This is a genomic window from Campylobacter sp. BCW_6889 (assembly GCF_001762535.1).
In the GTDB taxonomy this organism is placed as follows: domain Bacteria; phylum Campylobacterota; class Campylobacteria; order Campylobacterales; family Campylobacteraceae; genus Campylobacter_D; species Campylobacter_D jejuni.
The window spans coordinates 1-18816 of record NZ_MJWZ01000045.1 but is presented as its reverse complement, the minus strand read 5'-3'; the positions used below and the strand labels follow the sequence as shown (position 1 = coordinate 18816).

Genomic DNA, 18816 nt, shown 5'->3' with positions numbered 1-18816 from the left:
AATGAAGGGTGAGTATAAATTTTTAAAGTATTGAAATTTATAAATCTTCCCGACGCTGGCATTATCCAGATCCGGTTCGGTCTAAGCTTTTAGCTTACTCTCAGCCTGTTACACAAGCTCCCGTCATTTATGTTTTAATTATACACTTTAAATATTTATTTTTGCTTTATGCGTGCAGTTTTTGTAAAATTTATAAGTTCTTCTGTAGTTTTTATATGATAAGGAAGTTTTCCAAGGCAATATTTAAAAATTTCAGTAGCTGCCAAAGCATCATCTAAGGCCCTATGATGCGTATTTTCCACGCCAAGAAATTCTTTCAAAACCTCTAGTTTATATTTTGGACTTTCTATACAACATTGTGCAAATTCTATAGTGCAAATACGACGATTAAGCAAAATGCCAAAACCACACTCATTTAAAGCCTTAGAAATAAAACTATAATCAAAACGCACATTATGCGCTACAAAAATACTGTCTTTTAAAAAAAGCCTAAAATCACTTAAAACCTTTGCTAAACTTGGAGCATTTTCCACCATCTCATAAATAATACCCGTAAGTTCGGTTATATTTTCTGGAATTTCTTTTACTTTAATAAAACTTTGAAAGCGTCCAATTTCTTTAGAGTTTTGAATTTTAACCGCTCCAATTTCTAAAATTTCTCCCTTACTTACCCCACCAGTACTTTCTATATCTACTATACAAAAAATTTCATCTTTAATTTTTGTTGTGCGTGTTTTAAGGGTAAAAATATTATCTTTATTCAAAGTTAAGCCCAAACCCAAAAGCTCAAAAGTTTCTAAATCTAAATTAAAATTTTTTAATTCTTCAACTTTGGCAAACTCTTGCATCACCCAATCATAAGGCTTGCTTTGCTTATTTAATATAGAAATAATCTGATCAATTTGCTGTAAACTCAAAATTCAAGCTTTAAAGATGAAATTGCAGTTTTATAATCATTAGAAGAAAAAATATAACTTCCAGCCACCAAAATATCAGCTCCGGACTCTTCTAAATCGCTAGCATTTAAACCATTAACACCACCATCAACCTCTATAAAAACTTTAGCATTTTTTTTATCAATCATTTGGCGCAATTCTTTGATTTTTTCATATACTAAAGGTAAAAATTTTTGCCCACCAAACCCAGGATTAACACTCATTAAAAGTACCATATCTACAAATTCTAGCATGTGTTTAATAGAATCAATAGAAGTGTGTGGATTTAAAACAATAGCAGGATGGATTCCTTGACTTCTTATATATTCACAAAGTCTTATAGGATGAACTTCGCTTTCCATATGAAAAGAAATAAATTTTGGTTTCAAAGGGATAAAAAGATCTATAAATTTACTTACATCTTTAACCATCAAATGCACATCTAATGGCAACTTACTAATAGTTGAAATTTTTTCAATCACGCAAGGTCCGAAAGTCAAATTTGGAACAAAGTGTCCATCCATTACATCAATATGCAAAAGATCCGCACCTGCAGCTTCAATAGCTTTAACTTCTTCTTCTAATTTCAAAAAATTTGCAGACAATAAACTTGGAGCTACATACATGATCAAAACCTTAAACTATATATAAATGTGATAAATAATATTTTATCGACTTATATATTAAAAAAACTATAAATTATGGAATATTTTAAGCTTAATTTTGATAAAATCTCCATTTAAAAATTTTCATAAGGACAAGAAAATGGCAAGAGTATGTCAAATCACAGGCAAGGGTCCAATGGTGGGTAATAATGTCAGCCATGCTAACAATAAAACAAAAAGACGCTTTTTACCTAATCTCAGAACAGTTCGTGTAACTTTAGAAGATGGCACCACGAGAAAAATGAGAATTGCAGCTTCTACTCTGAGAACTCTAAAAAAACAAAATTCTAAATAATTTTGAGGATTTATTCCTCAATTTTAATATTTCAAATTTAAAAATAAAATTTAATAAATCACTTATATAACACACATTTAAAAATTATTATTAAGTTTATTATTTTTTAAGCCAAAAATATCTTTTAATAGTGTAAAATACCTTATTAAATGAATTTTAAATTTCACTAATACAAGGAGAGTTTATGCTACATGAATATAGAGAATTAATGTCAGAGCTAAAAGGTAAAGATGCTCATTTTGATAAACTATTTGATCGTCATAATGAACTTGATGACATGATTAAAGATGCAGAAGAAGGTAGAACTTCTCTTAGCAGCATGGAAATTTCAACCTTAAAAAAAGAAAAGCTTCATGTAAAAGATGAACTTAGCCAATATCTAGCAAATTATAAAAAATAAGGCAAAACAATGTTTGGAAGTAAAATAAACCATTCTGATCTTCAAAAACTTGAAGAAGAAAATAAAAATCTTGCACATAAAATTGAAAAATTTCAATCGGAAAATTTAGAATTAAAAAATAAAATTACATCATTAGAACAAGCGGCTTTAGAGTCTAAACTTAAAACAGATCTTTTAAATGTTTTATTAACTGGGGTTTTAAAAAATATTACTATTGTTCAAGGCGATATGTTAGAAAATGTAAATAAGGCAGAAGTTATCTCTAGCTATTCTAAAACTTCTCTTGCTGAAATGGATGAACTTAACCATATTGCTAATTCTATCAATGCTTCCTTAGGGGATATTACAGAATCAGCCAATAAAACAAGAGATGTTGCAGGAACATTACATAGAAGTGTGGATGAAATTACTAATGTAATTAATCTAATTAAAGATGTTTCTGATCAGACTAATCTTTTAGCCCTTAACGCTGCTATAGAAGCTGCACGCGCAGGTGAACATGGGCGTGGTTTTGCTGTTGTTGCCGATGAAGTAAGAAAACTAGCTGAAAAAACACAAAAAGCAACCACAGAAGTTGAAATGAATATCAACCTTCTAAAGCAAAATGCAAATGAAATGTATACTCAAAGTGAGCAAGTTGAAAAAATTTCTATAGATTCTAATGCTCATATTATGAGTTTTTCCGAAAAATTTACTCACTTAGTAAATGAAGCGCATTCTACCAATTCAAATGCAGTTGGTATCGCTTCAGAAGCTTTCGTATCTTTAGCAAAACTAGATCATATAGCTTTTAAATTAAATGGTTATAAAGAAATTTTTTCCAAATCAGGAAAGCAATTAGCCGATCATACATCTTGTCGCTTAGGAAAATGGCTTGCTAGCACAGGAAAAGAAAGATTTGGGCAAAATAAAAGCTTCTTAAAAATTAACGAGCCACATGAAAAAGTTCATGAAAATATGAATAATGCTATAACAATAGCAAATACAGAAGATATTAGCAAAGATATTACTCAACACAGCATAATTAATAAATGTGAAGTTGCTGAAAATGCATCGCTTGATCTTTTCAATGTATTTAAAGAAATGCTTGATGAGTCAGATCATTAAAATCCTAGGTTGAACCTTTTTAAGGTTTAACCTAAATAATCTTTAATTTTCCCCACTTTTCCTTTAAAAACCACATATAAGCAAAATCAAGCAAAGGCGTTCTTATCATATTTTTACATTTTTTTTCAAAATCCTGCACCTTAACATAAACAGCTTCAATCTCTTCATCACCAACTCCACCTCCAGAAGAAATTTTATCTTTTTCATCAACTTCTGCGAAATAAAAGCTTTGCTTGCTTACACCTGAACCAAACCCTGTATAAAAATCTCCTATTTTTTCTAAATTTCTAGGAGCATACCCTAGTTCTTCTATACATTCTTCTTTTGCTATTTCCTCTAAAGATAATTTTTTATCTACAAGTCCTGAACAAAGCTCTATAGTATAGCCCATATTATCATCTTTTACATAATCTTTATCATGCATTTGATGATACCAAAGTGGTATGCGAAATTGGCGTACAAAAATAAAACTTTCTAATTCTTTATGATACAAAAGCACTGAAACACTATCTTTAGATTCTATAAAATCCCAAGTACAAAACTTACCATTACTTTCATAAGCAAATCTCTTAGGCTTAATATAATTTGATTTTTCAAAAGAAAGTTCTTTTAAATTTTTAAACGCCATAATAAAACCTTTTATTTATTTTTCACATTGTACTTTATTTTTGCTTTTTTGAAAATATAAAGATGATTAAAGCTTAAAAAATTAAAAATCATATTTATAACTCAACCAAAAACTCCTTCCTTCTGTATAGTCTTGATAACGATTTGCATATCCAGCAGGATTAGCCCCATCCCATTTAGTAACTTGAGGATCGAAGAAATTTTTATCAAAAAGATTTTGCACTGCAAAACTTAAGCTAGATTGCTTATTAATTTTATAATTTATCCCTAAATCTACTATATAAAAAGGCTTATATTTTTGCCATGGCAGACTACCATTACCACCACCTTTTGCTTTAGCTATAGTATCAAGTCTTGCCCGTGTTTTAATATAGGAACTAAATTTACCTCGCTCATAGTTTAATTTTAACATTGCTATATGCCTTGGTAAATTTTCTATTCTATCACCACCAAACCAATTTTTTTGACCATCTTTGTAGCGATTATCCATAAAAGTATAACTTGAATTTAGGCTAAAGCCATTGTAAGTTTTGGTATTAAATGCAAATTCTATACCTTTAGTCTGTGTTTTTCCAAGATTAATAGGACGCGTACAAACAGTGCTATTGCCACAATCAATACCATTTTGCATACCTGTTAAATCTTCGCTACTGATTTGATTTGTAAAATCAGTAATAAATCCTGTAATAGAATAATGTGCAAAATCAAATATCCTAAAATCAACACCCAATTCATAATTTATACTTTCTTCTGGTTTTAAGTCAGGGTTTCCAAAATAAGCATTATTATTGGCATAATTATAATATCCATTTGTCAACTCCTTAACAGCAGGAGTTTTATAGCCTTTTGAAACACCTCCTTTAAAGGCTATATTATCATTTAAGTGATAAACCAAATAAATCCTAGGGGTAAATTCAGAATCAAACAAATTGCTATAAATATAACGCAAACCTGTAGTAAAAATCAAATCATCGGTTATAAAATACTCATTTTCCCCATAAAGCGCAACCGTGGTTTGATCAAGATTTTTACCTCTTATTTGACTACCTGCGCTTGCTTGATCATTTTTTAACATCTCATAATCAATCCTTGCACCAAAGGTATTTACTAAATTACCGTATTGACCTAAATTCCAAGGTAAAACAACCTTACCTTCTCCTACCCAAATTTGACTATGTAACTCCTTATCCTTAGTGCTACCATATTGTAAATATGAGCTAGTTGAACCAAAATCATAATTACCATCATGATTTAAAACAACATTATCTTTAAACAGTTGCCTTTCGCTTTTAATAGCCCTACTACTTGTAGAATTCACTGAAATTTCATTAATATATCGTTCTATATCAAAATATATATTATTTTTATCATTTACTGTCCAATTAAGCCTAGAACCAAAACCTAAACTAGTAAAAGCACCTGGACTATGACTAGCAATTTGATAATTATCAGGTCTTTGTTGACTACTATTCCAAACCGGTGTAGGCCATTTTAAATCAGAAGTTGCCTTATCATAATACTTCAACCTTGCAGAAATTGATAATGTATCTTCAATCAAAGGAGTTGCCACATAAGCATTAAATCCCCCAGCATTGCCATAGTGATTAGAGTGCTGTTGTAAAAGAGTGTTAAATTCTATATTTGCCTCAGTCTTATCAGGATTTTTCTTAGTGATAATATTTATCACACCACCTACAGCATCACTGCCATAAAGTGTAGAAGCTGGACCACGTATAACCTCAATACGCTCTATCATAGACAAAGGTGGTAGATATCCTGACTCACTGCCACTAAAACCATTATCATAAAACCCATTTGCAACACTTTGACGTTTTCCATCAATTAAAACTAGAGTATAAGAACTACCAAAACCTCGTATGCTAAAATCATAAGTGCCTGTTTTATTCATAGTCACATCTACACCTGGAATATCTCCTATAGCCTCCCCTATATCCTTAATTGGCTTTTTTTCAAGCTCTTCTTTTGTAATGATAGAAATACTAGCAGGCGCATCAACCAAATCTTGTTCAAAACCACTAGCACTAACCACAACATCATTAAGTTGATATTTTTCTTCTGCTTTTAACAAAGCTCCAGATAAAATTAAAAAACACAGTAAACTTTTTTTAAATTTCATATTTTTAATTTGAGTCAAATTAATTCCTTTAAAAATAATTATTTTGATATTTAAAATCATTTTTGAAGTATAAAAAAAGAATACTTTTAATTAACTTAATTTTGATAACAATTATAAATAATAAAATTATTTAAAAAAGCGAAGTAAAAGCCTAAGCCTCTTGATAGGCTCCAAGCTTTAAAATTTTCTGCATACGATTTGCAGAAAGTTCTCGTACGTCAATATTTTCAAGTTCATTTAGAGATTTTTTTACATAATCAGCAATAGCTACTGCTGCAGCTTCTTTATTACGATGTGCACCATTTGTAGGCTCATCTATAACATCATCAATTAAACCTTGAGATTTTAAATCATCAGCCGTTACCTTCATAGCCTTGGTTGCAGCTTCACTTTTTGCAGGATCATTCCAAAGTATTGCAGCACAACCTTCAGGAGAAATTACTGAAAAAACAGAATTTTTCATCATTGCAAGTCTATCTGCAACCCCTATAGCTAACGCCCCGCCACTACCACCTTCTCCGATAACTATAGCAATGGTCGGTATTTTCAAATCACTTAATTCATATAAATTTCTAGCGATAGCTTCACTTTGCCCTCTTTCTTCAGCACCTATTCCAGGATAAGCACCTGGAGTATCTATCAAAAATAAAATAGGAATTTGAAATTTCTCTGCAAGTCTTGCTACTCTTAAGGCTTTACGATATCCTTCAGGATGTGGCATCCCAAAATTTCTAGCGATTTTATCTTTTGTTCCACGTCCTTTTTGCTCACCAATTACAATTATTTTTTTCTCTCCTAAATAACCCATAAAACAAACAATAGCAGGATCATCTCTAAAGGTACGATCACCATGTATTTCGTGAGCGTCATTTAAAATAAGTTCAATATAGTCAAGAGCATAAGGGCGATCTGGATGACGCGCTAATTGTAAACGTTGAAAATCGCTTAAATTCTTATAAGTTTTAGAAATTTCTTTTTCAAGATTTTTCTTTAAAATCGATACAGCTTCAGTATCTCCTTTAATCTGAGCATTGATAATGTCCTCATCAATTTGCTGAATATTTTTTTCAAAATCTAAATAAGAAGCCATATTAATCTACTTTTTTAAATACAACACAGCCATTTGTGCCACCAAAACCAAAAGAATTACTCATCACCACTTTTAAATCTACTTTTCTTGATATATTTGGAACATAATCAAGATCACATTCATCATCTTTTACAAGCTGATTGATTGTAGGTGGAACTACCCCATCTCTTAAAGCCATAACACTAACAACTGCTTCAATTGCACCTGCAGCACCCAAGCAATGACCTGTTTGTCCTTTGGTGGAACTTATAAGCGGGATATTATTGCCAAAAAGCTCTTTAATTGCTGCTGTTTCATTTTTGTCATTTACAGGGGTTGAAGTTCCATGTGCATTGATATAATCTACCTTTGGATTCCCTGCCATATTTAAAGCTTTTTTCATAGCTCTTAAAGGCCCATCTAAAGTTGGTGAAGTAATATGATGCGCATCTGCACTTTCTCCAAATCCAATTAATTCAGCATAAATTGTAGCACCGCGTTTTTTAGCCTCTTCATATTCCTCAAAAACTAAAGCTCCAGCACCTTCTCCCATGACAAAACCATCTCTTTCTTTGTCAAATGGTCTTGAAGCATGCTGTGGATCTTCATTTCTAGTTGATAAAGCTTTCATTGAAGCAAAACCACCTATACCCACAGGACAAATCGCAGCTTCTGCACCTATGACTAACATCTTTTTAGCATTTCCCAAAGCTATACTTTTATAAGCTTCTCCTATAGCATGAGTTCCTGCTGCACAAGCTGTAACACAAGAAATATTTGGCCCTTTAAGTCCATGCTCTATAGAAATCAAACCTCCTAACATATTTACAAGTGCTGAAGGTATGAAAAAAGGGGAAATTTTACGCGGACCTCGCTCGGAACAAATAATGGAATTTTTTTCTATGTTAGGCAAACCTCCAATACCAGCAGCCGAAACAATGCCAAATTCTTCTTTGTCTAATTCTTCACTAAATCCAGCATCCTGCATTGCTTCTCTTGCTGCTTTAATTCCAAGTTGTATGAAACGGTCAATTTTTTTTACTTCTTTGCCATCAACAACCTCTAATGGATCAAAATTTTTAACTTCAGCTGCAATTTGAACAGGAAAGTCTGTGGCATCAAAAAGAGTAATTTTATTTACTCCACTTTCTCCATTGCAAATTGCTTTAAATGAACTTTCTTTATCTAAACCAAGGGCATTGATCATACCAATACCTGTAACTACAACTCTTTTCAAGAATAAGCTCCTTGCAAGAAAAAAATTATTTTTTTAGATTGGCAATATAATTTACAACATCTTCAATTTTAATTAATTTTTCAGCATCACTATCTGGAATTTCTACTTCAAATTTTTCTTCTAAAGCCATAATAAGCTCTACAACATCTAAAGAATCAGCACCTAAATCTTCAATAATTTTTGATTCCATTTTAACTGCATCTGCATCAATACTTAATTGCTCTACTACTACTGCTTTTACATCATCAAATGTTGCCATTTGTTCTCCTTCAAAAAATTAAAATAAAGCGTATTTTACTATAAAAAGCTTAAAATATTTATAGTTTTTCATTATACTTGAAAATAAAATATTAAAACATAAAGGAAAAATGATGCTTTTCTCTAATTTAATCAAAGAAAATCAAAAAATTTGGAATGCTTATCTACATCATGATTTTGTTAAAAAATTGGAAGATAAAAGCCTAAAGCAAGAAAATTTTCTTTTTTATCTCAAGCAAGATTATATTTATTTGCTTAATTACGCAAAATGTTATGCAAGATTAGCACTTAACTCAAATACCGCAAAAGAACTTCGTTTTGCTATAAAATTTCAAAATTATATAGTTGAAGGAGAAATGGAGCTTCATCGTGCAATTTTATCTCTTGGCATTAATGCAGATGAACTTGATATAAAAGATGAAAGTTTAGTCAATATAGCTTATTCGCGTTATATGTTAAGCGTAGGTGAAAATGGAGATTTTTTAGATATGTTAGTTGCTCTTAGTGCTTGCGCTATAGGCTATGCAAAAATAGGTGCTGAAATTATAAATCGTTTAAAAAATGAAAATTTAAAAGATCATCCTTACAAGGAATGGATTTTGACCTATGGAAGTGAAAATTTTCAAAATGAAGCTAAAGAATTTGAAGATTTTGTTAATTCTTATACTTCAAGTGTTAGTGCGCAAAAATTCCAAAAACTCAGCGAAATTTTTCATACTGTAACACGCTTGGAAGTGGCTTTTTGGGAGCATTCTTTAAGAATGGAATTAAATCTTTAAACATGGGCTTTTTACCCATGTTTTTATGCAATTTTACTTGCATCAATAATATTATAATCTAAACCAACCATTTCTTTAGAAAGTCCTAATGCAAGCCCTACTAATTGTGATAAATGAATAATAGGCAATCTTGCTTTAGAATTAGTATAATCTTGAAATCTTTCTTGATAGATATCAAGCTGCATTTGACAAAGTGGACAAGGTGTTACAACACAATCGGTTTGATTTGAACTTGCATTATTGACAATTTGACTAGACATTTTTTTCACAGATTTTTCTGCAGGATAAGAAGCATGAAAACCACAACAATCAAGGCGTTTTTCAAAAGGAACTATTTTAGCCCCTAAAACTTCTACTACACTTTCAAAACTTTTTGGATTGGTTGAACTTTCTTTTTTACCGAAAGCATCTTCAGGTCTTAAACTATGACAACCATAAAATAAAGCTACTTTTAAATTTGAAAGCGGCTTTTTCACCTTGCTTTTTAAATTATCCAAATCCTCATAAAGCTCCCACAAAAGACTTGTAATAGGCGTTGAACCTTGATATTTCATTCCACCTTGTGCTAAAAAAGTATTTATGCGTTCTTTTGCACCCTTATCAAGAGTATTTTTTGCTTTAGTTAAAGTTAGCATACAAGTACTACAAGTTGTAAGCATTGGCATTTTCATCTCTTCTGCTAAAGCAATATTTCTTGCATTAGCTACCAAAGTCGCAATAGGATCAACACACTGCGCTTGAGAAGCCCCACAACAACTCCATCCCTTAATTTCATTCAACTTCCAACCCAAAATAGGTGCAATAGCTTCAAGTGAAATTTTAGATTCTTTTGCAGCTTGAGATAAAACACAACCTGGAAAAAAAGCGTATTCTTTTTGCATATTTTACTCCTTAACAGCAGCTTCTTGTGCCGCCTTTATCATTTTAACCAAATCTTTATGCCCTTCTATTTCATCCTCGCCAAAAACATGCATAGGATTCATTTTTCCTGCGCGCATAAGTTTAAAAGCTATATCTGTTTTGCCCATAGAACCTATAACACCCTCAGAACGCAAAGCAAGATAAATTTCATTCAAACGTCCTGAACCTTCAACTAAATCTTTATAAAAAGCTTCAGCATGATCAGGCCCTAAGCCTTCATTTAAACCTTTTTTAATCGCCATCACTCTTAAATTTGCTATATCACTTACTGAACTTATACCCTTTGGACAACGATCAGCGCACTCTTGACAATGAACACAAAGCCAAAGTCCATTCATTACACTAGGTTTTACATGCAACATAGGATCCTTACCTCGAGAGTCTGCCGCTGCACGCCAAGCATGAGTAAAAACAAAAGGTTGCATATAATCGCTACTATCTGCTTCTAATTTATTACACTCTGAAGCACAGCTACCACATAAAATACAATCCCATTGCTTGCTAATACGATCAAATTCTTCTTGACTTTGTTTACAGCCCTTTTCCGCTGAAAATTCATTTTTTGCCACCATGGCAGGACGAATTTTTCTTAAATTTTCTATAGAAGGCTCCCAATCCACAATTAAATCAGAAATTACTCTAAAATTTCCAAGCGGAGAAATGCGTATACTTGAAGGATTATCATATTCTTTTAACAAATCTTGCATTTTAGTATCACAAGCAAGATAAGAATGCCCATTCACACGAACTGCACAAGCCCCACAAATCGCAGATTGACAAGATGCGGTAAAATTTAGAGTAATATCTTTTGTTTTTTTAATAAAAAGCAAAAGAGAGAGTAGAGTTTTTCCCTGTATATCCTTATCATCAATATCATAACTTTGTTCATATTTTTCCTTGCCATTAAAACGATCTATGATGATTTTCATTGTACTCTCCTTCCATCAAGTGAAAACTCAGTTACCACGACATCTTTATAACTAAGCTTTAATTCATCATTTTCTAAATTTACAATGCTATGTTTTAAGAAATTTTTATCATCTCGCTTTGGATAATCTTCTCTAGTATGAGCCCCACGACTTTCAAGTCTATTTCTAGCTGCTAAACAAGCACAGCGAGAAAGTAAAATCAAATTGCCAAGCTCTACATAATCTGTAAAAGCAGTATTCATCACTTCATTAGGATTTGGAATACGAATTTTTTCATATCTTGCTTGTATATCTTCTAAATTTTTTGCTAGAAGATCGAGTTTTTCTTGAGTTCTAAAAATCCCCATATTATCCCAATTTTGACTTCCTAGCTCTTCTCGCAATTCATACATTTCTTGACCATTTCCGCCATTATTTGTAATTTCTTTAAATCTAGCCTGCCATTTTTGAGCAAGTTCATGAGTTTTTACCCCTTTTCCAAAACTTGCATCTTTGGCATAATTTGTCGCACCAATACCTGCTAAATGCCCCGTTACAACTGCATCGGCTAAAGAATTTCCCCCTAGTCTATTAGCTCCATGTATAGAAATACAAGAAGCTTCTCCACCTACATAAATTCCAGCAATTTTAGTACTCATATCTTCAAATTTAGCCACTTCAATTCCACCCATAGAATAATGCGCCGTTGGACGGATAGGTACAGGAGTATCTACTAAATCAATATTTTCAAAAAGCATTGCAGTGTGACGAATTTTTGGTAAATCTTTTAAAATTTTTTCTTTTCCTAAGTGGCGTACATCGCACAAAACATAAGCTCCAAGTCCCTCACCATAACCTCTACCTTCACGAATTTCTGTTTCTATAGCACGCGCAACCACATCTCGCGGTGCAAGCTCCATTTTTTCATGGTAATTTTTCATAAAACGCTCACCACGATTATTTAAAAGATATCCCCCTTCACCGCGCGCCGCTTCTGTAATAAGAGTTCCACCATTTGCAACTCCTGTTGGGTGAAATTGTATCATCTCAGGATCTTCAAAACCAAGTCCTGCTCTAAGAGCAGCTGCCACACCATCTCCTGTGGCAATAAAAGGAGTTGAAGTTCTATTATAAAATATCCTTGTGTATCCCCCTGTAGCAATTACCAAAGCTTTACATAACACAGGATAAATTCCACCGCTTTGTATATCTCTTAAAACGACACCTTCACATTTTCCATCCACAACACCTATATCCAAAAGCTCATGATCCATTAAAAATTTCACACCGCTACTAATAGCATCATCTAAACAAGAATGCATTAAAATATGACCTGTTTTATCTGCAGAATAGTTACAGCGTTTTTTAGAAGCTCCTCCCATTAAACGCTGAGCTACTCCACCTTGCTCATTTCTTGAAAACAAGGTTCCTATAAAATCCATATTAAAAATAGCCTTTCCAGCTAATTCACAAAATTTTAAAGCTGCATCTTGATCTACCAAGTAAGCTCCACCTTTGATAGTATCATAAGCATGTAATTTATAAGAATCTCCATTAGAAAAATCAGTAACTCCATTAATTCCACCCTCTGCCATACAAGTTGCGTTACGCGATGGCATCATCTTTGTAGCTACTACAACGCTTAATTTTGGATTTTCTTTTCTCACTGCGGCTGCAGCACGCAAACCTGCTCCACCTGATCCAATTACCAAAACATCGCAAGAAGGTAAATTTGTATCTTTATCCATCTTAGATGAATCATCTAAAGCATAAACTCCACTTGAACTTGCAGCTAAAGCTCCTACACTAATACAGGCTGTTTTTATAAAATCTCTTCTAGAAAATTCACCCATATCATTCTCCTTATTTAAAAAAATTAATAATAATTTTTTAATGTAAGTCAATCTTACATAACCGCATGCCAAAAATCCAAAAACAAACTCTCCTTTCAATATAAAATGGATTAAAAACAAATTTATAATTTAGTAAATATAAAAAAGCATAAGATAAGTAATCAAAGAAGATAGATGAATATAATAAAATAAATATTAAAAAATTTTTGCAATATATCATAATCTATTCCTTGCAAATTAAACGGAATGATTATACCTTAAAAAAATAACAAAAAGTTAATATTAATTAAGATAATATTTATCTTAATTAATATATAGTTAATAAAATTATCAAATCATTAAGCCTTAAAAAGCTTAAATTCTCCATTCATAAATTGCATTCTAGCACTTAGATTATCAAGATAAAAAACTTCAAATTTTGGATTTTGCGGAGTTTCATAAAGATTTACAAGATAAGGATATTTTTTAAACATCATTTTTTTAACTTCTAAATTTGGTTCAAAAACCGCATTAGCTCTAAGTCTTAAGAAAGTCCCATCTTTTGCACAAGAACAAAATTCAATACCATTATAATTTTTTATATGTTTAAAAAGTCCTTTTGTATTTGCTGTGCAAAAATAAATTTTATCTCCCATAAGCAATGGACTTTGTATAGGACGCACTCTAGGATTTCCACAAGTTCCTAAAGTGGCTAAAAATGCCGGTGCATTATCATCTAAAAATTGTGCTATTTCTTTTAAATCCATCATTTTTCCTTACATATATAAACCACCATTAATCTTAAGCACATCACCTGTCACATAAGAGGCATAATCACTAAGTAAAAACGCTACACAATTAGCCACTTCTTCAGGTTCTGCAAAGCGTTTTAAAGGGATATTATCTTGATAAGCTTGTTTGATTTCATCGCTTAAAACTTCAGTCATATCGCTTTTTATAAAACCTGGAGTTACGCAGTTAAAACGCAAATTTCTACTTGCTCCTTCTTTAGCAAAAGATTTAGTCATAGCTATCATTCCACCTTTACTAGCAGAATAATTTACTTGTCCAGCATTACCCATTTCTCCGACAATAGAAGCGATATTCACAACAGCACCAAAGCGTTTTTTACTCATGGTTTTTAAAGCTTCTCTACAACCTAAAAAAGCTGAGCTTAAATTCGTATCCACAACGCCACTAAAGTCCTCTAATTTCATTCTTAAAGCAAGTTTATCATTTGTAACGCCTGCGTTATTTACAAGATAACTTAACTCTCCATCGCTCTCCACTATGGTTTTTACACCATTTTCAAACTCATCTTCTTTGCTTGCATCAAATTTAATCACAGCAGCAACGCCACCACTTGCAATAATTTCATCTTTTAAAGCATCTGCAAGTTCAGGTTTTGAACGATAATTAATCCAAACTTTAAGTCCAAAACCCGCCAAAGTTTTTGCGATAGAAGCACCTATTCCCTTACTTGCTCCAGTAATTAAAACATTTTTTCCACTAAATTTCATTATCTATCCTTAATAAGTTTAATTTTAAAAATTGCAATCTTAACAAATTTCTTATAAAAAAAGGCAAACAAACTAAAATAAAGCCTCATTCATTTCTTTTGGAATTTCTAAGTCTAAAATTTTAAGCACGCTTGCAGCGATATTACTAAGCCCCATATTATCTTTAATCTTTGAAACTCCCTTTGCTTGCACAAAAACAAAAACATCAAAAGTGGTATGATTGGTGAGCAAATTTCCTTTTTCATCTTGCATAGCCTCGCAATTTCCATGATCACTTGTAATGATAAAAGCATAATCATGCTTTTTTGCACATTCTACAATCTCGCCCAAACAAATATCCACCGCTTCAACAGCCTTTATAGCAGCATTAAAATTACCTGTATGTCCAACCATATCTCCATTTGCAAAATTTACCACTATAAAATCCTCACCCTTTTCTATGCCTTTTTTCACTACATCACACACTTCAAAAGCACTCATTTGGGGTTTTTCATCATAAGTTTTTACCTTAGGACTTGGGATTAAAACCCTTGTTTCATTTTCCAAAAGCTCTTCTTTCCCGCCATTAAAAAAGAAAGTTACATGAGCATATTTTTCGGTTTCTGCGGTATGAAGCTGACTAAGCCCTGCTTTAGAAATCACTTGAGCTAAAGTATTTTCAATTTTTTCTTTTTCAAAAAGCACAGGGAGTTTAAATTTATCATCATAAACACTCATAGTAAGTAAATTTTCAAAGATTTTTTCGCGTTCAAACTCTTTAAAATCCTTGGAATTTAACACTTCAACAAGTTGTTTCATTCTATCATTTCTAAAGTTGATAAAGATAATACCATCTTCTTCTCTCATGCCCTTGTAATTCTCATTTTGAGCTGCTTTAATAAACTCATCAGTAATATTTTCATCGTAAGATTTTTGTAGGTATTCTAATAAATTTGGCACTTTATAAGCCTTACCTAACAAGCACTCATAATATTCTTTCACCCTATCCCAACGCTTATCTCTATCCATAGCATAAAAACGCCCACAAAGCGTAGCAAAATGCACGCCTAAATTTTCACAAAATTCTTTTAAATCTTTTATGAAATTTAAGCCACTTTTTGGACTTACATCACGCCCATCAGTGATTGCGTGAGCAAAAACTTCATTGCCATTTTTCGCACAAATTTCAAGCATGGCTTTAAAATGCGTATCCATAGAATGCACCCCGCCATCGCTATAAAGCCCTATAATATGCACTCTTTTACATTTTGCTAAAAGTTTTTGTAAATTCTCATTTTTTTCAAGTTCTTTGTTTTCAATGGTTTTATTAATACGCACTAAATTTTGATAAATAACACGCCCACTTCCTATACACATATGCCCTACTTCACTATTTCCCATCTGCCCTTCTGGCAAACCTACAGCTAAACCACTCGTTTTTAGTAAAGAATTTGGGACTTCCTTAAAAAGCTTTTCATAACTTGGTTTTTTAGCTGCTTCAAAAGCATTAAACTTACTATTCTTATTATACCCTATTCCATCTGTAATAATTAAAACGCATTTTTGCTTCATTTTTCTCTCTTTTATAAGAATTTTTTTGGTTAGATTTTACTAAAATTAAACTTTTAAAAACCAAAAAGAAGGCTAGGTTTTGTATTATCTTTCAGATTTAAGTCATTATGCTTTTTTTACTTATATTAGTGTGCGTGCAGGATTTGCATTTTTTATCGCTTTATGTTTGTCTTTATTTTTAATGCCTAAATTTATTACTTGGGCAAAAGCTAAAAATGCTAGTCAACCTATTTACGAATACGCCCCAAAAACTCATAAAACCAAATGCCATACTCCAACCATGGGTGGGCTTATTTTCATCAGTTCTGCAGTAATTGCAAGTTTATTTTGTATCAAATTTGATAATATTTTTGCTATAAGTGCTTTACTTTGTTTGATACTTTTTTGTTTGATAGGTCTCATAGATGATTTAGGCAAAGTTCTAAAAAAAGATAATCATTCAGGACTTAGTCCAAGAATGAAGCTTTTAGCACAAATCATCGCTGGACTTATTTGCATCTTACCTTTATATTTTAGTTCAGAGCTTAGCACGGAACTTTTTATACCTTTTTATAAACACCCTCTTTTTGATATGGAAATTTTTGCCATTGCTTTTTGGATTTTGGTTTTAATTTCTAGCTCTAATGCTGTAAATTTAACCGATGGACTTGATGGCTTAGCTACAGTTCCAAGTATTTTTTCTTTATCTACTTTAGGGATATTCTTATATTTGAGCGGAAATTTAAATTATAGTGAATATTTACTTTTGCCAAAAATTCAAGGACTTGGTGAAGTGGTGATTATTTGCGCTGCATTAATCGGTGCTTTAATGGGATTTTTATGGTACAACTGTTATCCTGCGCAGGTTTTTATGGGGGATAGCGGAAGTTTAGCTTTAGGTGGATTCATAGGATTTTTAGCTATCATTAGCAAAAATGAAATTTTACTTTTACTCATAGGTTTTGTTTTTGTTCTTGAAACTGTTTCTGTAATTTTACAAGTTGGAAGTTTTAAAATTTTTAATAAAAGAGTCTTTAAAATGGCACCTATTCATCATCATTTTGAAAAAGTTGGCTGGGTAGAAAATAAAATTATAGTGCGTTTTTGGATGATAGCCCTACTTTCAAATTTACTTGCACTTGCATCAATAAAGCTAAGATAATGAAAATTTCACTTTTTGGATACGGAAAAACCACACGTGCTATTGCTGAAAATTTGGTAGATAAATTTGGGCCTTTTGATATCTATGATGATCATTTTACAGAAACAAAAAAAGATACACTAGGAAATTTACTTTTAAATCCTAATGATTTTGATGATAATTTAAGCGATATTGAAATTCCTAGTCCAGGTTTTCCACCAAAGCACAAACTCATTCAAAAAGCAAAAAATTTACAAAGCGAATATGACTTTTTTTATGATATCATGCCAAAATCCGTTTGGATAAGCGGAACCAATGGCAAAACTACTACCACTCAAATGGCTACACATTTATTATCACACATTGGTGCTGTTATGGGTGGAAATGTTGGAACTCCTTTAGCAGAGCTTGATCCTTATGCAAAACTTTGGATACTTGAAACTTCATCTTTCACCCTACACTACACTCATAAAGCTAAACCTGAAATTTATGCACTTTTACCTATAAGTCCTGATCATCTTTCTTGGCATGGAAGTTTTGATAATTATGTTCAAGATAAGCTAAGCGTTTTAAAAAGAATGAATGAATGTGATGTAGCAATACTGCCTAAAATTTATGCAAATACTCCAACAAAAGCTCATAAAATAAGCTATGAAGATGAAAAAGATCTAGCTGTTAAATTTGGCATTGATACGGAAAAAATTTCCTTTAAAAGTCCTTTTTTACTCGATGCTATCATGGCTTTAGCTATAGAAAAAATTCTACTTGATACTTTAAGCTATGAGCTTTTAAATAGCTTTGTAATGGAAAAAAATAAACTCGAAGAGCTTAAAGACAGTCAAAATAGGCTTTGGGTAAATGACACTAAAGCTACAAATGAAAGTGCGGTAATGGCTGCACTTAGTCGCTATAAAGATAAAAAAATTCATCTCATCATAGGGGGAGATGATAAGGGTGTAGATCTTAGCAATTTATTTGATTTTATGAAAGGATTTGATATAGAACTCTATGCTATAGGTATTAGTACCGAAAAAATGCTTGATTATGCAAAAAAAGCGAATTTGAAAGCCTATAAATGTGAAGTTTTATCTAAAGCTGTAAATGAAATTTCAAATCACTTAAAAGACAATGAAGTGGCTCTTTTAAGTCCCGCTTGTGCAAGTTTAGATCAGTTCAACTCTTACGCAGAGCGTGGAAAAGTCTTTAAAGAATGTGTGAATAAAATTTAATTTATTTTACAATCCATACAAATATACTTAACTTTCCAAACCCCTAAAAACACCCTATTCTCTTAAAAACCTTAACCAGCAACAAACTCTTTTTTAAACACGATTCTAAGCACCATCTAAAACAACAATAAAAATAAACATAGGATTTATATATAAAGTAAGCAATGAAGACATTTAACAAGTCCGCAATGAGCTACTTTCCCCCTGCCAGTAAGGCGTAGTATCA

The 18816-nt window shown here is 31.9% G+C and carries 19 protein-coding genes, 2 pseudogenes and 1 riboswitch; of the genes and pseudogenes, 7 read left to right on the top strand and 14 right to left on the bottom strand.

Features of this window, described 5'->3' with window-relative positions; genetic code table 11:
• Positions 1-29: 29 nt before the first annotated feature.
• Positions 30-134, bottom strand: a riboswitch (TPP riboswitch).
• A gap of 21 nt (positions 135-155) precedes the next feature.
• On the bottom strand, positions 156-917 hold the full coding sequence (locus tag AJ939_RS04235; RefSeq protein ID WP_070233371.1) for a 3'-5' exonuclease: 762 nt from the start codon (positions 915-917) through the stop codon (positions 156-158).
• Positions 914-1561 carry a ribulose-phosphate 3-epimerase gene (rpe, locus tag AJ939_RS04230; protein WP_070276160.1) on the bottom strand — a complete coding sequence of 216 codons (648 nt, stop codon included), beginning with the start codon at positions 1559-1561 and terminating at the stop codon, positions 914-916. Before rpe ends, AJ939_RS04235 begins: the two co-directional genes overlap by 4 nt.
• Before the next feature lie 139 nt (positions 1562-1700).
• On the opposite strand from rpe, the gene rpmB reads away from it, so the two are divergent.
• The 4 genes and pseudogenes from rpmB (at position 1701) to AJ939_RS11360 (ending at position 3402) form a co-directional block, all read left to right on the top strand.
• Positions 1701-1895, top strand: coding sequence for a 50S ribosomal protein L28 (rpmB, locus tag AJ939_RS04225; protein ID WP_002854974.1), 195 nt, complete (start codon positions 1701-1703; stop codon positions 1893-1895).
• Positions 1896-2079: 184 nt separating this feature from the next.
• A complete protein-coding gene (locus AJ939_RS04220; RefSeq protein ID WP_002855201.1) occupies positions 2080-2295 on the top strand; it encodes a YdcH family protein in 216 nt (71 codons plus the stop codon).
• Between the two features lie 420 nt (positions 2296-2715).
• Positions 2716-2964: pseudogene (locus tag AJ939_RS11365) on the top strand (methyl-accepting chemotaxis protein); the annotation flags it as partial.
• A 3-nt stretch (positions 2965-2967) separates the two neighbouring features.
• The gene (locus AJ939_RS11360) at positions 2968-3402 is read left to right on the top strand and encodes a CZB domain-containing protein (RefSeq protein ID WP_370651196.1); all 435 of its coding nucleotides are present in this window, start codon (positions 2968-2970) and stop codon (positions 3400-3402) included.
• A gap of 31 nt (positions 3403-3433) precedes the next feature.
• Here the strand turns inward: AJ939_RS11360 and AJ939_RS04210 are convergent, their stop codons facing one another.
• The 5 genes from AJ939_RS04210 to acpP form a co-directional block, all read right to left on the bottom strand.
• The gene (locus AJ939_RS04210) at positions 3434-4030 is read right to left on the bottom strand and encodes an NUDIX domain-containing protein (RefSeq protein ID WP_044778825.1); all 597 of its coding nucleotides are present in this window, start codon (positions 4028-4030) and stop codon (positions 3434-3436) included.
• Between the two features lie 81 nt (positions 4031-4111).
• Positions 4112-6166, bottom strand: a complete 2055-nt coding sequence (locus AJ939_RS04205) for a TonB-dependent receptor domain-containing protein (RefSeq protein ID WP_070274016.1) — start codon at positions 6164-6166, stop codon at positions 4112-4114.
• Positions 6167-6317: 151 nt separating this feature from the next.
• Positions 6318-7256: an acetyl-CoA carboxylase carboxyltransferase subunit alpha gene (locus AJ939_RS04200; protein ID WP_070276158.1), complete on the bottom strand. Its 939-nt coding sequence runs from the start codon at positions 7254-7256 to the stop codon at positions 6318-6320.
• A 1-nt stretch (position 7257) separates the two neighbouring features.
• Positions 7258-8472, bottom strand: a complete 1215-nt coding sequence (locus tag AJ939_RS04195) for a beta-ketoacyl-ACP synthase II (RefSeq protein WP_002882383.1) — start codon at positions 8470-8472, stop codon at positions 7258-7260.
• A 25-nt stretch (positions 8473-8497) separates the two neighbouring features.
• Positions 8498-8731: an acyl carrier protein gene (acpP, locus tag AJ939_RS04190; RefSeq protein WP_070276156.1), complete on the bottom strand. Its 234-nt coding sequence runs from the start codon at positions 8729-8731 to the stop codon at positions 8498-8500.
• Positions 8732-8840: 109 nt separating this feature from the next.
• On the opposite strand from acpP, the gene tenA reads away from it, so the two are divergent.
• On the top strand, positions 8841-9509 hold the full coding sequence (gene tenA, locus AJ939_RS04185; RefSeq protein ID WP_074470179.1) for a thiaminase II: 669 nt from the start codon (positions 8841-8843) through the stop codon (positions 9507-9509).
• 23 nt (positions 9510-9532) lie between these two features.
• Here the strand turns inward: tenA and sdhE are convergent, their stop codons facing one another.
• From sdhE to gpmI, 7 genes and pseudogenes are all read right to left on the bottom strand, one after another.
• Positions 9533-10390: an 8-methylmenaquinol:fumarate reductase membrane anchor subunit gene (sdhE, locus tag AJ939_RS04180; RefSeq protein ID WP_070276153.1), complete on the bottom strand. Its 858-nt coding sequence runs from the start codon at positions 10388-10390 to the stop codon at positions 9533-9535.
• Between the two features lie 3 nt (positions 10391-10393).
• Positions 10394-11359: an 8-methylmenaquinol:fumarate reductase iron-sulfur subunit gene (gene sdhB / locus AJ939_RS04175; protein ID WP_002854950.1), complete on the bottom strand. Its 966-nt coding sequence runs from the start codon at positions 11357-11359 to the stop codon at positions 10394-10396.
• Positions 11356-13191: an 8-methylmenaquinol:fumarate reductase flavoprotein subunit gene (gene sdhA, locus AJ939_RS04170; RefSeq protein ID WP_070276152.1), complete on the bottom strand. Its 1836-nt coding sequence runs from the start codon at positions 13189-13191 to the stop codon at positions 11356-11358. Before sdhA ends, sdhB begins: the two co-directional genes overlap by 4 nt.
• Before the next feature lie 338 nt (positions 13192-13529).
• The gene (locus AJ939_RS04165; protein ID WP_074470178.1) at positions 13530-13940 is read right to left on the bottom strand and encodes a pyridoxamine 5'-phosphate oxidase family protein; all 411 of its coding nucleotides are present in this window, start codon (positions 13938-13940) and stop codon (positions 13530-13532) included.
• A gap of 6 nt (positions 13941-13946) precedes the next feature.
• Complete coding sequence (gene fabG, locus AJ939_RS04160) at positions 13947-14690, bottom strand: 3-oxoacyl-ACP reductase FabG (RefSeq protein ID WP_002934631.1); 744 nt, start codon at positions 14688-14690, stop codon at positions 13947-13949.
• Positions 14680-14779 (bottom strand): annotated as a pseudogene (locus AJ939_RS11300) (3-ketoacyl-ACP reductase). The gene fabG and the pseudogene AJ939_RS11300 overlap by 11 nt, the downstream one beginning before the upstream one ends.
• The gene (gpmI, locus tag AJ939_RS04155) at positions 14763-16241 is read right to left on the bottom strand and encodes a 2,3-bisphosphoglycerate-independent phosphoglycerate mutase (protein ID WP_070276151.1); all 1479 of its coding nucleotides are present in this window, start codon (positions 16239-16241) and stop codon (positions 14763-14765) included. Before gpmI ends, AJ939_RS11300 begins: the two are co-directional and overlap by 17 nt.
• Positions 16242-16320: 79 nt before the next feature.
• Here gpmI and mraY point away from each other — a divergent pair, with 79 nt between their 5' ends.
• Entirely contained in the window at positions 16321-17382 is a 1062-nt protein-coding gene (gene mraY, locus AJ939_RS04150; protein ID WP_070233365.1) for a phospho-N-acetylmuramoyl-pentapeptide-transferase, read from the top strand.
• Entirely contained in the window at positions 17382-18590 is a 1209-nt protein-coding gene (gene murD, locus AJ939_RS04145) for a UDP-N-acetylmuramoyl-L-alanine--D-glutamate ligase (RefSeq protein WP_070233364.1), read from the top strand. Before mraY ends, murD begins: the two co-directional genes overlap by 1 nt.
• Positions 18591-18816: the final 226 nt, after the last annotated feature.

What these genes read in the sequence shown, in the direction of transcription:
- sdhE (WP_070276153.1), bottom strand. Translation starts at nt 10,390, where the DNA reads ATGCAAAAAGAATACGCTTTTTTTCCAGGTTGTGTTTTATCTCAAGCT.
- AJ939_RS04220 (WP_002855201.1), top strand. Translation starts at nt 2,080, where the DNA reads ATGCTACATGAATATAGAGAATTAATGTCAGAGCTAAAAGGTAAAGAT.
- fabG (WP_002934631.1), bottom strand. Translation starts at nt 14,690, where the DNA reads ATGAAATTTAGTGGAAAAAATGTTTTAATTACTGGAGCAAGTAAGGGA.
- gpmI (WP_070276151.1), bottom strand. Translation starts at nt 16,241, where the DNA reads ATGAAGCAAAAATGCGTTTTAATTATTACAGATGGAATAGGGTATAAT.
- AJ939_RS04165 (WP_074470178.1), bottom strand. Translation starts at nt 13,940, where the DNA reads ATGATGGATTTAAAAGAAATAGCACAATTTTTAGATGATAATGCACCG.
- AJ939_RS11360 (WP_370651196.1), top strand. Translation starts at nt 2,968, where the DNA reads ATGAGTTTTTCCGAAAAATTTACTCACTTAGTAAATGAAGCGCATTCT.
- sdhA (WP_070276152.1), bottom strand. Translation starts at nt 13,191, where the DNA reads ATGGGTGAATTTTCTAGAAGAGATTTTATAAAAACAGCCTGTATTAGT.
- rpe (WP_070276160.1), bottom strand. Translation starts at nt 1,561, where the DNA reads ATGTATGTAGCTCCAAGTTTATTGTCTGCAAATTTTTTGAAATTAGAA.
- tenA (WP_074470179.1), top strand. Translation starts at nt 8,841, where the DNA reads ATGATGCTTTTCTCTAATTTAATCAAAGAAAATCAAAAAATTTGGAAT.
- acpP (WP_070276156.1), bottom strand. Translation starts at nt 8,731, where the DNA reads ATGGCAACATTTGATGATGTAAAAGCAGTAGTAGTAGAGCAATTAAGT.
- sdhB (WP_002854950.1), bottom strand. Translation starts at nt 11,359, where the DNA reads ATGAAAATCATCATAGATCGTTTTAATGGCAAGGAAAAATATGAACAA.
- murD (WP_070233364.1), top strand. Translation starts at nt 17,382, where the DNA reads ATGAAAATTTCACTTTTTGGATACGGAAAAACCACACGTGCTATTGCT.
- AJ939_RS04210 (WP_044778825.1), bottom strand. Translation starts at nt 4,030, where the DNA reads ATGGCGTTTAAAAATTTAAAAGAACTTTCTTTTGAAAAATCAAATTAT.
- rpmB (WP_002854974.1), top strand. Translation starts at nt 1,701, where the DNA reads ATGGCAAGAGTATGTCAAATCACAGGCAAGGGTCCAATGGTGGGTAAT.
- AJ939_RS04205 (WP_070274016.1), bottom strand. Translation starts at nt 6,166, where the DNA reads ATGAAATTTAAAAAAAGTTTACTGTGTTTTTTAATTTTATCTGGAGCT.
- AJ939_RS04200 (WP_070276158.1), bottom strand. Translation starts at nt 7,256, where the DNA reads ATGGCTTCTTATTTAGATTTTGAAAAAAATATTCAGCAAATTGATGAG.